The organism is Devosia oryziradicis (genome assembly GCF_016698645.1).
GTDB lineage: Bacteria > Pseudomonadota > Alphaproteobacteria > Rhizobiales > Devosiaceae > Devosia > Devosia oryziradicis.
In genome coordinates this window covers 424,195-437,958 of record NZ_CP068047.1, presented here as the reverse complement: position 1 = coordinate 437,958, position 13,764 = coordinate 424,195, and the positions used below count along the sequence as shown (strand labels likewise).

17 protein-coding genes and 1 pseudogene are annotated in these 13,764 nt (G+C 66.3%); 6 read left to right on the top strand and 12 right to left on the bottom strand.

The window, feature by feature from the left end; genetic code table 11:
• Positions 1-22 precede the first annotated feature (22 nt).
• A pseudogene (locus JI749_RS02130) lies at positions 23-673 on the bottom strand (NADPH-dependent F420 reductase); the annotation flags it as partial.
• Positions 674-756: 83 nt separating this feature from the next.
• Here JI749_RS02130 and JI749_RS02125 point away from each other — a divergent pair.
• Positions 757-1,641, top strand: coding sequence for a LysR family transcriptional regulator (locus JI749_RS02125; protein ID WP_201658235.1), 885 nt, complete (start codon positions 757-759; stop codon positions 1,639-1,641).
• A 5-nt stretch (positions 1,642-1,646) separates the two neighbouring features.
• On the opposite strand, the gene JI749_RS02120 is transcribed toward JI749_RS02125, so the two are convergent.
• Genes JI749_RS02120 through JI749_RS02105 form a run of 4 tightly spaced genes read right to left on the bottom strand, consistent with a single transcriptional unit; the run spans position 1,647 to position 4,524 of the window.
• Positions 1,647-2,540, bottom strand: a complete 894-nt coding sequence (locus JI749_RS02120; protein WP_201658232.1) for a ribokinase — start codon at positions 2,538-2,540, stop codon at positions 1,647-1,649.
• Positions 2,541-2,559: 19 nt separating this feature from the next.
• On the bottom strand, positions 2,560-3,087 hold the full coding sequence (locus tag JI749_RS02115) for a DUF1697 domain-containing protein (RefSeq protein ID WP_201658215.1): 528 nt from the start codon (positions 3,085-3,087) through the stop codon (positions 2,560-2,562).
• Entirely contained in the window at positions 3,084-3,683 is a 600-nt protein-coding gene (locus JI749_RS02110; protein ID WP_201658211.1) for a YdeI/OmpD-associated family protein, read from the bottom strand. The genes JI749_RS02115 and JI749_RS02110 overlap by 4 nt, the downstream gene beginning before the upstream one ends.
• Before the next feature lie 4 nt (positions 3,684-3,687).
• Positions 3,688-4,524, bottom strand: a complete 837-nt coding sequence (locus JI749_RS02105; RefSeq protein WP_201658196.1) for an arylamine N-acetyltransferase family protein — start codon at positions 4,522-4,524, stop codon at positions 3,688-3,690.
• A 102-nt stretch (positions 4,525-4,626) separates the two neighbouring features.
• Between JI749_RS02105 and JI749_RS02100 the strand changes: the two genes are divergently transcribed.
• The 3 genes from JI749_RS02100 to JI749_RS02090 all read left to right on the top strand — a co-directional run bounded on the left by JI749_RS02100 (position 4,627) and on the right by JI749_RS02090 (position 6,724).
• Complete coding sequence (locus JI749_RS02100) at positions 4,627-5,142, top strand: hypothetical protein (protein ID WP_201658193.1); 516 nt, start codon at positions 4,627-4,629, stop codon at positions 5,140-5,142.
• 61 nt (positions 5,143-5,203) lie between these two features.
• Complete coding sequence (locus tag JI749_RS02095) at positions 5,204-5,485, top strand: hypothetical protein (protein ID WP_201658190.1); 282 nt, start codon at positions 5,204-5,206, stop codon at positions 5,483-5,485.
• Positions 5,486-5,509: 24 nt separating this feature from the next.
• Entirely contained in the window at positions 5,510-6,724 is a 1,215-nt protein-coding gene (locus tag JI749_RS02090) for a helix-turn-helix domain-containing protein (RefSeq protein ID WP_201658187.1), read from the top strand.
• Here the strand turns inward: JI749_RS02090 and JI749_RS02085 are convergent.
• The 3 genes from JI749_RS02085 to irrA all read right to left on the bottom strand — a co-directional run bounded on the left by JI749_RS02085 (position 6,721) and on the right by irrA (position 8,044).
• The gene (locus JI749_RS02085; protein WP_201658184.1) at positions 6,721-7,341 is read right to left on the bottom strand and encodes an NHL repeat-containing protein; all 621 of its coding nucleotides are present in this window, start codon (positions 7,339-7,341) and stop codon (positions 6,721-6,723) included. The genes JI749_RS02090 and JI749_RS02085 overlap by 4 nt on opposite strands.
• Positions 7,338-7,499, bottom strand: coding sequence for a hypothetical protein (locus tag JI749_RS02080; protein ID WP_201658181.1), 162 nt, complete (start codon positions 7,497-7,499; stop codon positions 7,338-7,340). Before JI749_RS02080 ends, JI749_RS02085 begins: the two co-directional genes overlap by 4 nt.
• A gap of 98 nt (positions 7,500-7,597) precedes the next feature.
• Entirely contained in the window at positions 7,598-8,044 is a 447-nt protein-coding gene (gene irrA / locus JI749_RS02075) for an iron response transcriptional regulator IrrA (RefSeq protein ID WP_201658178.1), read from the bottom strand.
• A 181-nt stretch (positions 8,045-8,225) separates the two neighbouring features.
• Here irrA and fabA point away from each other — a divergent pair, with 181 nt between their 5' ends.
• Positions 8,226-8,756: a 3-hydroxyacyl-[acyl-carrier-protein] dehydratase FabA gene (fabA, locus tag JI749_RS02070; RefSeq protein ID WP_201658175.1), complete on the top strand. Its 531-nt coding sequence runs from the start codon at positions 8,226-8,228 to the stop codon at positions 8,754-8,756.
• An 83-nt stretch (positions 8,757-8,839) separates the two neighbouring features.
• On the top strand, positions 8,840-10,066 hold the full coding sequence (gene fabB, locus JI749_RS02065) for a beta-ketoacyl-ACP synthase I (RefSeq protein WP_201658158.1): 1,227 nt from the start codon (positions 8,840-8,842) through the stop codon (positions 10,064-10,066).
• Between the two features lie 117 nt (positions 10,067-10,183).
• Here fabB and JI749_RS02060 read toward each other — a convergent pair whose 3' ends face one another.
• The 4 genes from JI749_RS02060 to ubiB form a co-directional block, all read right to left on the bottom strand.
• Positions 10,184-10,957: a HesA/MoeB/ThiF family protein gene (locus JI749_RS02060; protein ID WP_201658155.1), complete on the bottom strand. Its 774-nt coding sequence runs from the start codon at positions 10,955-10,957 to the stop codon at positions 10,184-10,186.
• Positions 10,947-11,690, bottom strand: a complete 744-nt coding sequence (locus JI749_RS02055; protein WP_201658152.1) for a DUF2259 domain-containing protein — start codon at positions 11,688-11,690, stop codon at positions 10,947-10,949. Before JI749_RS02055 ends, JI749_RS02060 begins: the two co-directional genes overlap by 11 nt.
• Positions 11,644-12,102, bottom strand: coding sequence for a dUTP diphosphatase (gene dut / locus JI749_RS02050; protein WP_201658149.1), 459 nt, complete (start codon positions 12,100-12,102; stop codon positions 11,644-11,646). The genes JI749_RS02055 and dut overlap by 47 nt, the downstream gene beginning before the upstream one ends.
• A gap of 104 nt (positions 12,103-12,206) precedes the next feature.
• Positions 12,207-13,763: a 2-polyprenylphenol 6-hydroxylase gene (gene ubiB / locus JI749_RS02045; protein ID WP_201658146.1), complete on the bottom strand. Its 1,557-nt coding sequence runs from the start codon at positions 13,761-13,763 to the stop codon at positions 12,207-12,209.
• Position 13,764: the final 1 nt, after the last annotated feature.

The following is a 13,764-nucleotide window of genomic DNA, read 5'->3' as shown; positions in this document are numbered from 1 at the left end:
TTGCCCTGACGCCACTGGATGGTTACGCGTCCAGCTTGGCCCAGGCCGGGGCGATGTCGGTGCCGTGGCCCAGGCCGTAGCCGAGGCGGATGTTGAGCATGCCCAGGGGTTCGAGCAGGCGGGCGGCTTCGATGCCTCCGGTCTTTTCGACGGCAAAGCCCGAGAGCTTGACCAGGTCTTCGACGGCAGCGATGGCAGCCTGATCGTTGCCGGCAAGGAAGACCGGAATGCCCGCTGTTTCCGCCGCCGGGCGATCGAACAGGCTGGCGAAGATGGTGTTGAAGCCCTTGACCACGCGGGCCTGCGGCGCGGCCTCCTGCAGGTTTTCCGCGGCCGAAGTGTCGAAGCCGAAGAGGAGACCGGAGAAATCCGGCGTGATCGGGTTGGTCATATCAAGCACAACCTTGCCCGACAGCGCCTGATTGGCGGCGACGTCGAGCGCCGTGGCATAGGGCAGGGCCAGCACGACGATGTCGGCCTTCGCGATGGCGTCAGCCTGATCGAGCACCGTGACGCCCGCGGGGAGGGTGGCCGCGAAAACCGTGACCGCGGCCTGGTCGCGCGAGCTCAGCACCAGATCGGCCTTGCCGGCCAGACGCTTGGCCAGGCCCTTGCCCATATTGCCCAGGCCGATGATGGCGATGGTGGTCATTGGAAGTCTCCGTCCAGTTCGATTGCGATGCCCTCTAGATGCACTCGCCTCATTGAAAAGAGAATTGCTTGTGTTCTAGCAACATAATTGCATAGAAGTATCGAATGGCCGAACTCGACGAATTGCGCACTTTCATTGCAGCGGCCCGCATTGGCAGCTTCGCCAAGGCGGCCCGCCAGCTGAACCTGTCGCCCGCCATGGTTGGTCGGCGCATCCAGGGACTGGAGCAGCGCTATGGCGCTGCACTGATCGAACGGACCACGCGTAGCCAGCGGCTGACCGAGGCGGGCCAGGAATTTCTCGGCCGCGCCGAGGCGGTGATCGCGGCAACCGAGGCGCTCGCCGACGTCTCGACCTCGGGGCCGCTGAGCGGTCGCATCCGGTTGACGGCGCCCACTACGGTCGGCATCCGGCGCCTGCCGGCGGTGATCGCGCGGTTTACCGCTGCCCATCCGGGCATAATCTTTGAGATGAGCCTCACCGACCGGCGCGTTGATCTGATCGCGGAAGGCTTCGATCTGGCGGTGCGCATCGGAGTGTTGCCGGCATCCTCGATGCTGGCGCGGCGCGTCGGCACCTACCGCTTCGCCTGCTGCGCCTCCCCCGATTTCCTCGCCCGACATGGAACGCCGCGCCATCCCGCCGATCTGGAGCGGGCGCGCTGCATCCTCAATCTCAACCTCATCCCGCGTAGTCGCTGGACCTTCCATGATGCGCAAGGCGAACCGCTGACGGTGGAAGTGGGCGGGGGCATCGAGATCGACAATGGCGAGGCGCAGCGCGCCATGGCCATCGACGGGGCCGGCATCGTCTACCTGCCGCTCGACCTGGTCGCCGACGACCTGGCCGACGGCGCGCTGGTGCAGATTTTGGGCGACTGGTCACTGCCCACGCTGCCCATCCACACCCTCCATCCGTCGCGGCATCTAGTGCCGCGCCGGGTCACGGCGTTTATCAACGCGGTTGCCGAGGGGTTTCGGGAGAGGTGACGGTCCTACCGCATCGCCTGCTCGACCTCTTCCGCGCGGGGGATGGCCGGTTGGGCCCCGGGCTTGAGGCAGGCGAGGCTGGCGGCGACGGCGGCGCGGCGCATGGCGGCTTCGAGGTCAAGCCCGGCATCGAGGCCGGCCGCCAGATAGCCGCAGAAGGTGTCGCCGGCGCCGACCGTATCGACCGGCTTGATCGGCAACGCGGCAACGCTGATGCGTTGGCCCTGGGCCGTCACGGCGCGGGCGCCGTCGCCGCCCAGCGTCACGATGACGGTCTGCTTGTGCTTGCTGGCCCAGTCGGCCATGGCGGAATCGAGTTCGGCGATGCCGCGTCCCGTGAGGAGGGCAAATTCGGTTTCGTTGGCGATCAGGATAGCCGCTTTGGGCGCCAGGGCCGCCGTGCTATCGAGGAATGGCGCGGTGTTGAGAATGGCCGTGATGCCCTGCGCGCGCGCCAGGTCGAGCGCCCGCTCGGTCGCCGCCTGGGGAATTTCCTGCTGCACCAGCATGACCCCGCCGCTGACCCCTGCCAGCGCCTTGTCGGCATCATCTGATGTCATGGCGCCATTGGCGCCCGGCAGAATGGCGATGACATTCTCGCCATGGCTATCGACGAAGATCATGGCAATGCCGGTGGCGCCGTCCACCACCTTCATGGCGGAGAGATCGACACCGTCGGCCTTGAGCAGCGCCAGCGCCAGATCGGCGAAGGCGTCGCTGCCGACGCCCGAGACATGACGCACGCTGGCACCCGCCCGCCGCGCGGCCAGCGCCTGATTGGCCCCCTTGCCACCCGCTGCCATCGAAAAGGTGCCGCCGGCGACGGTCTCGCCCGGCTTGGGCAAGCGGCTGACCGTGCCGATCTGGTCGAGATTGGTCGAACCGAAGACGGTGATCATGACAGTGCTCCAGTCCGCTCTATTCGGCGGCTTTTACCACGGTGTTGAAGTTGCGCGAGGTCCACAGACGCTTCTTGCCGAAATGCTTCCAGATCTGCTCCATGCCCTCGCCGTAGCGGCCATGGGGCAGGCGATGGGCGACGATGAACACCTCGCCATCGGTGAGGTGGACGACCTCGAAATCGCCATCGACCGCGCAGGGCATCGGCAGGGTGCGCGCGTTGCGGTCCTCGACAAAGGTGACATAGAGCTTGGTATTGTCATCCTCCCGGCGCCCGCCGAAGGGGTCGGCTGCCGCCAGGGCGCGGATTTCCGCCTGCGTCCGCAGCACCGTGCCGATATCGAAGCCGAAGCGGGCCTCGAGCGCGTCTTCGATGGCCTTGCGCTCCACATCGGCCGGTGGGGCATCGAAGAGCACGTTGCCGCTGGCGAGCAGCGTTTTGACATTGGCAAAGCCCATGGCTTCGAAGGCCGCCTTGAGGTCAGCGCTCTTGACCTGCCGCTTGCCCAGATTGACCCCGCGCAGCAGGGCGACATGCCGTGTCATTCCGCCTTGGCCTTTTGCGGATAGATGGTCTCGCCCTTTTCCAGCATCTCGACAAAACCGGCAATCTTGCGGGCGCGCGCGGCGGGCGTCTTGAGATTGATGACGCGAAAGATCAGCGCGAAGCGGTTCTGCGAAGTCAGCGTAAGGTAGAATTCATGGGCCTTGGGACTGGCCTCGATGGCGGCCAGCAGGTCCGGGGGCGGGTCCATCGTCGTGCGATAGGAGGCGTCCCAGCGGCCATCCGCCTTGGCGAGCTCGACATGCCTCAGGCCATGCTCGGTCATCTTGCCCTCGTCGACCAGGCGGGCGACATTGGCCTTGTTGACGTCGCTCCAGGCACTTTTCCTCCCGCGATGGGTATAGCGCTGGACGAAGCTCACCTCGTCCCAGCCCTTGCGGATGGCGTCGATCCAGCCCCAGCACAGCACCACGTCGATCGCCTCGACGGCGTCGATGCTCTGGATGCCGCTGCCCTTCTTGAAGATGCGGATCCAGACTTCATCTTCCTTGTCGTGGTTGGCCTTGAGCCAATCGTAGAAGGCGTCCTTGCTGGTAAACTCTCGGACCTTGGCCGGATCGACATGCACGGGCGGCATCGGTCTAGACCTCGGTCACGCCGGCATTGGCGAGGATCGCCTCGAGCGCCGGGTCCAGCAATTCGGCCGGCGGCAGCTGGATGCCGAACGATCCCGACAGCGCCTCGCGCAATTCCGCCACGCTGGTGAGCAGCCGCACGTCGGACGGCTCGCCGCCCGTATGGATGGAGAGCCGGTGGTTGCGCAGCGCCAGCCGCTTGCCGGATGGCGACAGGGCGACGCGCAGCTCCTTGCGGAAGGGCGAGGCGGGGTCGGTCGAGAGCCACTGGTTGGGGTCCTCGTAGAAGTCGGCGCTGTGCTCGATGGTGTCGAACACGTAGAGCGCCCGCCATTCGCCCTCGATGCGGGCCTCGAGCGTCCAATCCGGGTCCCCGCCCGAAAGGCGAAAGGTTTCATGCGGCGTGGGTTGTTCCACGTCCGATTTGAGCTTGAGCGGTGCTGTCAGCGTCAGGCCGCCAAAGCCGACATCGGCGATGTAGCTCGCCCCGCCGATATCGACCGCCAGCAGCATGTGGGTCGGCGGCCGGTCGACTGCCGCCGGATCGGTCCACACCACCCGCGCCGCCAGGCCGCGCACCGTGAAGTCGAGTTCGCGCAGGACGGTCATCAGCAGCAGGTTATGTTCGAAGCAGTAGCCGCCCCGCCGCTCGGAGAGCAACTTACGCTCGATGCTGGGCAGATCGAGATTGACCGGCAGGCCCAGCAGCGGATTGAGGTTTTCGAAGGGGATCGCCGCCGGATGCAGCGCATGGATGAGTTCGAGTGTCGCCAAGGTCGGGGCGATCGATCCGGCAAAGCCGATTCGCTCGAAATAGGCGTTGAGATTGACCTTTTGGCTCATTGGCCACCCTTGCGGCAGTTTCCGTTCGGCCCGCAATATGGGCGATGAGGCCGTCGCTGTCACCGGCACGGTTGGCGATTTCGCTCATGGGAGGGGCTGGACATGGGACTTCTCGATTGGATCACCGGCAGCAAATCAGCGCCGTCAGGGGTTGCCAGGCAGCCCGTATCGGCTTTGCGGGAAGCCATGCTGGCCAGCAATCGCGACACCGCACCGTTCATCATCCGCGACGGTTCGCCCGAAGGCGTGGACCTGGTGGCCGAGTGGAGGATCGTCGATGCGCGTTGGTACGAGATTTTCGTCAAGGCCAGCCTGACCAAGGTCTTCAAAATACTCATGAAGTTCGATGAGGCCAGGGGCGAGGTCCGCTCCCTGGATCAGGAATGGACCGTAGAATGGCGCGCCGGCGTGCCCAGCCTCTCGCTCAGCGCCGAAGCCTTCCGCGGCCAGAAGGTCGAAATGAGCTTCGGCACTGCCTATGCCTTCAAGGAGGATCTGAGCGGCTGGGGCAAGGTCTATGAATATCGCTTCAAGACCCAAGAGATCAAAGACCCGCTGATCGAGATCGCCCAGCAGCACGGCTGGGGCTGGAAGGGCGTGGCCTTCGGCAAGCTCTAGCGCAGGCCGTTCACGCTAAAGCGTCAGCCGTGCTAGGATGGCGGTCGAGCAGGAGACAATCATGGCCAATACCACAGCGCGTCGCCTTAATCCCCGCATGGTCGGCTGGAGCCTGGTGGCCGCATTGCTGGCCGCGCCGCTCCTGGCCATGCAGTTCACCAGCGAGGTCAATTGGGGCGGGGAGGACTTCATCGCCGCCGCGCTGCTGCTGGGTGGCGCCGGCCTGGCGCTCGAAGCGACGATGCGTTTTGTACGTGGTTCGGCGACCCGCATCGTGCTTGGTCTGACGATCCTGATCGCGCTGGCGTTGATCTGGGCCGAGCTGGCCGTCGGTATCCTCTGATAGCGGGCAAGGCCCCGGGACGTCATGGATTCCATCCTCAATGCCGCGGCGCAGGCGCTGGCCACCGGCGATGTGCTGGGCGCCCTCAACCGCGTTGCGCTGCGGGATGATCCCGGGGCCCTGGCCTTGCGCGGCACGGCCATGGCGCAACTGGGCGACCTCCCACGTGCCCGACAACTGCTGGCGCAGGCGGCGCGTGGCTTTGGCAGGCACGAAACCGTCGCACGCGCCCGCTGCGTGCTGGCCGAGGCGGAAATTGCGCTGGTGTCGCGCGACCTCACCTGGCCGGAGGGGCGGCTCGAAGCGGCCAGGCAGGTGCTGTCCCAGCGGGGCGACGCCGCCAATGCCGCCCATGCCGGCATCATCGCGGCGCGGCGAGACCTGCTGCTTGGCCACCTCGATGGCGCCAGCCAATATCTGGCCGCGCTGTCTCCGCGGGCGCTGCCGCCCCCCTTGCTCGCCGGCTACTGGCTGGTAAGCGCCGGCATCGACATCCGGCGGGTAAGGGTCGCATCGGCGCGCCGCGCCCTGCAGCAGGCGGAAGAGGCGGCGCGGCAATCGGGCCAGCCGGGTCTGCTGGCCGAGACCGAGGCCGCGCGCCGGTCGCTCGATGGTCCCGCCGCGCGCCTGCGCCGGCAAGGTGTCGAAACCGCGGTTTCGCTTGACGCGGTAGAGGCCCTGTTCGGGTCCGAGACCGTGGTCTGCGATGCCACGAGCAATGCGCTGCGGCAGGCAGGATTGGCGGTGTCCCTGTCGCGGCGACCGGTCCTGTTTGCCCTGCTGCGCGTCCTTGCCGAGGCCTGGCCCGGCGACGCCTCGCGCGAACACCTGCTCGCCCGCGCCTTCCATGCCCGGCAGGCCGACGAATCCCATCGCGCCCGGCTGCGGGTCGAGATGACGCGGCTGCGCCAGCTCATCGGGTCCATTGCCGATGTATCGGCGACGCCATCTGGCTTCCGCCTCGTCCCCAGGGCCGGCGATGTGGCCGTGCTGGCGCTCCCCCTGGACGACCAGCATGCTGCCGTCATGGCCCTGCTGGCCGATGGTGAATTGTGGTCGAGTTCGGCCCTGGCCATGGTGCTCGACAGCAGCCCGCGCTCGATCCAGCGGGCGCTGCGGGCCTTGCAGGAGGCCGGCAAGGCGCAGGCCGTGGGGCGCGGGCGCGCACAGCGCTGGGCCTTGCTCACCCTTCCCGGTTTCCCCACGACGCTGCTTTTGCCCAATGCCGGGCGGGTCTAGCCGCGGCGGACGATGCGGACGGCGCCGCTATTGCCCCCGCCGCAGAACAGCCGCTCGCCACCATCCCATTCGACGCCCGACACGGCCATGCCGGGCATATCGAGCGTATCCAGCACGTTGCCATTGGCCGGGTCGATGCGGGCAAGGCCGCCATCGCCATCGGCGGAATAGCCGTGCCATAGCTCACCCTCGACCCAGGTAACCCCGGTGACGAAGCGGTTGGTCTGGATGACGCGTCGCACCGCGCCGGTATCGGGATCGATCTCGACGATCTGCCGGTCGCGATACTGGCCGACCCAGAGCGACCCATCCGCCCAGGCGAGCCCCGAATCCTTGCCGCCACCCGGCGCCGGTATGGTGGCGACCACCGTGCCGGTCTGCGGATCGACCTTCTGGATGATCGCGTCGGCGATCTGGAACAGGTGGGTGCCATCAAAGGCCGTGCCCGCATGGGCCGGCACGCCCAGCGATGTCACCTCCTTGCCGGTCTGGGGGTCGAAGGCCCGCATCGCCTCGCCCGTCGCGGCCCAGACATGCCGTCCGTCGAAGCTGACGCCATGCACCGGGCCGGCAGCGTTGGCGGTGAATTCACCCAGGATTTCTGCGCGCTTGGTCATGGCTGTCCATCCCTGGCCCGCTCCGCTACGAACAGTTCGATACTGTCGCGGAAGGTGCCGATATCGGTCAACCTGCGGTCATCGAAAGAATGCAGCACGCGGATGGCCTGGCGCTCGAGGCGCCGGCGCTTGTAGCGCGCAATCCAGCTGTGGAACATGATCGTCTCCTCTGCTTGGGGCCAATTGGCCGGTAACAGAGGTCTAGCAACGCCAGGCGCCGGGGTGAGAGTTACAGCTGTGACGGCTTTTGCCGGCGCTAGCCCTGCGCCTTGCGAACGCGGATGACGACGTCGACGTGGCTCACCTTCATGCCCTTGGGGGCTTCGGGCAGGCTCAGGAACTCGACAGAGGAGGCGGGGATGTCGATCATCCGCTGCTCGTCTTCCACGTAGAAGTGATGGTGATCGGACGTGTCGGTATCGAAATAGGACCGCGACGCATCGACCGCCACTTCGCGCAACAGACCCGCTTCATGGAACTGGTGCAGCGTGTTGTAGATGGTGGCCAGCGATACATTGACCCGGGCCTGGCTGGCCTCGCCATGCAACTGCTCGGCGCTCACATGCCGATGCGGCCCGCCGAACAACAGTTCGGCCAGGGCCACGCGCTGCCGGGTCGGGCGGAGACCGGCCATGCGCAGCACCGCGGTGAGGCAGGGCTTGCGCGACGGCAAGGAACGGGCGGTCTGGCTGCGATCGGTCATTGGGTCCTTGTCGAGGAAAGGCCTGATAATGCGGGGTTCCTTATAGCCATGGTCGAAAAATCGCACAAGCGGCAGTGCCGCCGCGGCCCTGTTTGTGGCCGCAATGGTCAACGAGGGGCTGACTTGACCCCTCTGGTATGCGCCTATACGAGACGAATGAAGGTTCTCAGAGGTATCAGGCATGGCCGAACGGCAGAGCGCATTTGGGTATGAAGAACTGCTGGCCCACGGCCGGGGCGAACTGCCTGGCCAGGGCGATGCCCGTTTGCCGGCCCCGCCCATGCTGATGTTCGACCGCATCACTTCCATTTCGGAAACCGGCGGCGCCCATGGCAAGGGCGAGGTCCGGGCCGAGCTAGACGTCAACCCGGACCTCTGGTTCTTCAAGTGCCATTTCATCGGCGACCCCGTAATGCCCGGCTGCCTGGGTCTGGACGCGGTGTGGCAGATGACGGGCTTCTTCCTCAGCTGGATCGGCCAGCCCGGCCGCGGCCGGGCCTTGGGCGGCGAAATCAAGTTCACCGGCCAGGTGACCGACGACGTCAAGCTGGTCGAATATGGCATCGACCTCAAGCGCGTGATGAAGGGCCGGCTGACGCTGGGTATCGCCGATGGCTGGGTCAAGGCTGACGGAAAGGTGATCTACGAAGCGGCCAATCTGCGCGTTGGCCTGTTTACCGAAGCCCAGATGAAGGCCGAGCAGGTTGCCTGAGCGGCCTTAACGGCCCGACCGACCGTGACCATATAAGAGGCGCCGACCCAATGGCGCCCGAGCAAGACTAGAGCGAGGCAAGGATGAGACGAGTTGTCGTCACCGGCATGGGTATCATTTCCTCGATCGGCAATTCGCTGGACGAGGTCACGGCGAGCCTGCGCGCAGCCAAGCCGGGCATCATCGCCGCCCCCGATTATGCCGAACTCGGCTTCCGCTCGCAGGTCAAGGGCGACCCGCAGCTCGATCCATTCGAGATTCTCGACCGGCGCGTCACCCGCTTCATGGGCAAGGGCGCGGCCTGGAACTACCTCGCCATGCAGCAGGCCATTGCCGATGCGGGCCTGGAGGAAAGCGACATTTCCAACCCCATGACCGGCATCGTCATGGGTTCGGGCGGCGCCTCGACCCGCACCATCGTCGAAGCCGCCGACATCACCCGCAAGAATACCAGCCCCAAGCGCATCGGGCCGCTGGCCGTGCCCAAGGCCATGGGCTCGACCGCCTCGGCGACGCTTGCCACGCCCTTCGGCATCAAGGGCATCAACTATACCATCACCGCCGCCTGCGCGACCTCCAAGCATTGCATCGGCAATGCCATGGAACAGATCATGCTGGGCAAGCAGGATATCGTCTTTGCCGGCGGTCACGAGGACCTCGACTGGACCCTTTCGGACCTGTTCGACGCCATGGGCGCCATGAGCTCGGACTTCAACGGCACGCCCGAAAAGGCCAGCCGCTGCTACGATGCGGCGCGCGACGGTTTCGTCATTTCCGGTGGCGCGGGCGTGCTTGTGCTCGAGGAATACGAACATGCCAAGGCGCGCGGCGCCAGGATCTGGGCCGAACTGATCGGCTATGGCGCCACCTCCGACGGGCTCGACATGGTCGCGCCATCAGGGGAAGGCGCCGAGCGCTGCATGCGCATGGCGCTCAAGAACGTGCGGCAGAAGGTCGATTACATCAACCCGCATGCCACCTCGACACCGGTGGGCGACGCCAAGGAAATCGAGGCGATCCGCGCGCTGTTCGGCAACGAGGACAAGTGCCCGCCCATTTCGGCCACCAAGTCGCTGACCGGGCACAGCCAGGGCGCCACGGGCGTCCATGAATCGATCTATTCGATCCTCATGATGAAGCACCGCTTCATCGCCGAAAGCGCCAATATCGAGGTGCTCGATCCCGCCTTCGAGGACATGCCCATCCTCCGCCAGCGCCGCGACGATGTCGACCTGGGCGTCGTGCTCTCCAACTCCTTCGGCTTCGGGGGCACCAACGCGGCCTTGGTGTTCAAGCATCCGGACGCTTGATTGCCACCCCTCTCTCCGGTGGGATCGGGGCGGCTCGCCAAACTCGATCGTCATCCTCGGGCTTGACCCGAGGACACTGCACTTTGCCGATGCTTCTGAAAGTGAAGAGCCCTCGGGTCAAGCCCGAGGGTGACGGCTGGTGGGTGGGAGAATTTGGGAGGGAAGCCCAGTCCCTTCGTACGAAAACTCGCTGAACCTTCCGCCCTTGCCGTCATAAGTCAGCACCCGGCCGATCAACGGCTCGCCGATCCCTGTGATGAGCTTGATCGCTTCCATCGCCATCAGCGTACCGATGACGCCCGTCAATGGCCCCAAAATGCCGGTGGCCTCGCAACTGGGCAGGTCGGCATCATCGGCTTCGTCGGGATAGAGATCGGCAAAGTGCGGGCCGCCGGGAGCAAATACGGTCACCTGGCCGTCGAACATCGAGACCGCGCCCGACACCAGGGGTAGGCCCAGGGTCTGGCAACTGGCGGCCACGATGCGGCGCGTGGCGAGGTTGTCTGTGCCATCGAGCACCAGGTCGTACCGGCCCACCAGTTCGGCGACATTGCCGGCCTCGAGCCGGAGGGCATGAACGACGGTCTCGACATGCGGGTTGAGCGCGTGGGCGAAGCGCCCAGCGCTGGCGGCCTTGCTGGCGCCGATCTCGGTATGGATCACCTGCCGCTGCAGGTTGGAAAGCGACACCGTGTCATGGTCGACAATGCCCAGCCTGCCCACGCCCGCGCCGGCGAGATAGGCCACGACCGGGCTGCCCAACCCGCCTGCGCCGACCACCAGCATCCGCGCCCGCTTGAGCGCCTGCTGGCCGGCGCCACCCATGCCCTTGAGCACCAGGTGGCGGGCATAGCGGCGGGTCTCCTCGGGCGAGAGCGGGTCAGAGGCCAAGCGGCACCGCGATGAAGCGGCGATTGGGTCCTTCAAAACCGCCGGGATAGACCGAGATCAACGCGACCGCATCGCTCGCCGAGCCCGCATTGAAAGGCAGCGTCACGCCGTAGAGCCGGTAAGTGACGGGACAGCCGCGCGAGCGGGGCAGGGCGCCATCGCGATGGATGAGACGCTCGCTGTCCCCGTCCGCCACGACCAACTGGTAGCCCTTGGGGTCGACCGAGAACCATTCGGCGCAGGGCGCTGCTGCCGTCGTGGCAAAGGTGGTGAGCCGCAATTCGTAATCGCCTGACACGTTGCCGGGTTCGTAGCCGGGCGAGCCGAAGCGCAGCGCCTGCCCGTCCGTGCCGGGCGCGCCATCCCCGATCAGCGCCGCATATTCGGCCGGCACGTCGATGCCGAAACCCGCCAGGTCTGGCGCTGCCTGTAGCTGCACTTCCGCCCGGATCTGGCTCAGCGACACGCCCTCGTCATCGGCCTGTTCGCGGAACGGCGAGCCCACGACCCAGGAGTCGGTGTGCAGGTCGATGATGTAGATGCTCGAATAGGCAAAGCCCGACCCGTCCTGGACGCCGAACTCCTCGAAGGCGAAATACTGCCCGCTTTCCGAATAGCCGATGATGTCGATCAGCGCGCGGTCGCCCGCCAGCGCCGGGCTTGCCAGCGCCAGGATCGCCAGCGCGCTAGCGCCCAGTCGAGCCATGCCCGCCCATGCCGCGTTCGGTTTCATCAAGCCCCTCCACTTCCTCGAACACCACCTGGCTGACCGGCGCCACCACCATTTGCGCAATGCGCTCGCCACGGCGCACCGCAAAGGGCGCAGACCCATGGTTGATCAGCATGACCTTGACCTCGCCCCGATAGTCCGGATCCACGGTGCCGGGCGAATTGAGCACGGTAACGCCGTGCCTGGCCGCCAGCCCCGATCGCGGGCGGATCTGCGCCTCGTAGCCCAGTGGCAATGCGATGGCAAAACCGGTGGGGATCATGGCAACGCCGCCTGGGGTGATCTCGATCACCTCATCGGGGCCCAGGGCCGCCATCAGGTCAAGTCCGGCCGAGCCCGGAGTCTGCTGCCGGGGCAGGGCCAGGCCCTCGCCATGGGCGAGCCAGACCAGCTTTATGGCTATGCTACCGACCATGGAACGGACGCCTCCGTCGCTTGTCGCCAAGCTCAAGGCCATGCCGCAGGCGAGGCCGTTGCGCCGCAATCTATGGCTAAGCCATTGAAACGGCAAGCGGCTCCTTACCAGGAGGGCATCGTCAGCAGGCGATAGAGCAAGGTCAGCATGGTCAGGCCGGTAACGCCGATCAGCCCAAGAAGTGCCCAGCGCATCAGCCGATCCCGGCGCGGCCGCATCTTGCCGGCATGGTAGTCGGACAGCGCCAGCTCGGCCTGTGCGACGATCACCGGCAGGCGTCCGGCGGCTTCCGCCGCAACCTTGAAATGGTCCTTGAGGTCATCGATTCGGCCCATCGGCCCGGCCTCCTTGCGCAGCCAGTCGGCCACCACGGGTTCCGCCACGGTCCAGATGTCGAGGTCCGGATCGAGCGCGCGGGCAACGCCCTCGACCAACACCATGGACTTCTGCAGCAGCACCAGTTCGGGTCGCGTCTGCATGGAGAAGAGGTCGGTAATGGCGAACAGCTGCCCGAGCACCTTGGCCATGGAAATATCGGCCGCCGTCCGGCCATGCAGCGGCTCGCCGATGGAGCGGATTGCCAGGGCGAAATCGTCCACCGACTGGTCCTTGGGCACATAGCCGATATCGAAATGGCGCTCGGCCACCAGCCGGTAGTTGCGGGTGATGAAGCCGTAGAGGATGTCGGCCAGGAAGCGCCGCTCCTTGCGGTTGATGCGGCCCATGATGCCGAAATCCACCGCCACGACGTCCCCGGTTTTCGGATCGGCGAACAGGTTGCCCGGATGCATGTCGGCATGGAAGAAGCCGTCGCGGATGGCGTGCCGGAGGAAACTCTGCAGCAGCTTGGCTGCCAGCGCCCGGCGATCGACCCCGGCCGCATCCAGCGCCGCATGGTCGCGGATGGGAATGCCATCGACCCAACTGGTGGTCAGCACATTCTGCGCCACATGGTCCCAGCTGACCGTGGGGATGATGAAGCCGGTATCATCCTTGATGTTCTCGGCCATCTCGGAAATCGACGCCGCCTCGAGCCGCAGGTCCAGCTCCAGCCTTGCCGAGCGATCGAGGGTCTCGACGACCTCGGTCGGACGCAGCCGGCGCGTCGAGCGCACCAGCCCCTCGGCCAGCCGCGCCGCAGCATAGAAGCTCTCGATATCGGAGCGGAAGCGCGTCTCGACGCCGGGCCGCAGCACTTTGACCGCGACCGTGCGCGGCAGGCCGGTTGCCGGCCTCAGGCGCGCCTTGTGCACCTGGGCGATCGATGCTGCCGCCACCGGCGGCGAAAGCTCGGTCAGCTCGCTCGCCTTGCCGCCCAGCGCCGCGGCGAGAATGCCGGGCACCAAAGCCGGGTCGAACGGCTCCATCTTGTCCTGAAGGCCCGCCAAGTCATTGGCGATCTGTGCCCCTACCACGTCGGGGCGCGTCGCCAGCGTCTGGCCGAACTTGACATAGGTGGGCCCGAGCCGGTTGAGCGCCTTGTTGAGGCGTTCGACATGGCCCGTCCGACGCACGCTCGGCCGCTCCACCAGCCGCCCCAGCCAGATGCCCAGGCGCAGCGGTGCTAGCGCCGGCGGCAGTTCCCCCGGGATCGACAACGCCCCCTCGCGGGCCAGCACATAGCCGGCCCGGATCAGGCGGAAATAGGCGGAGAGGGTCATC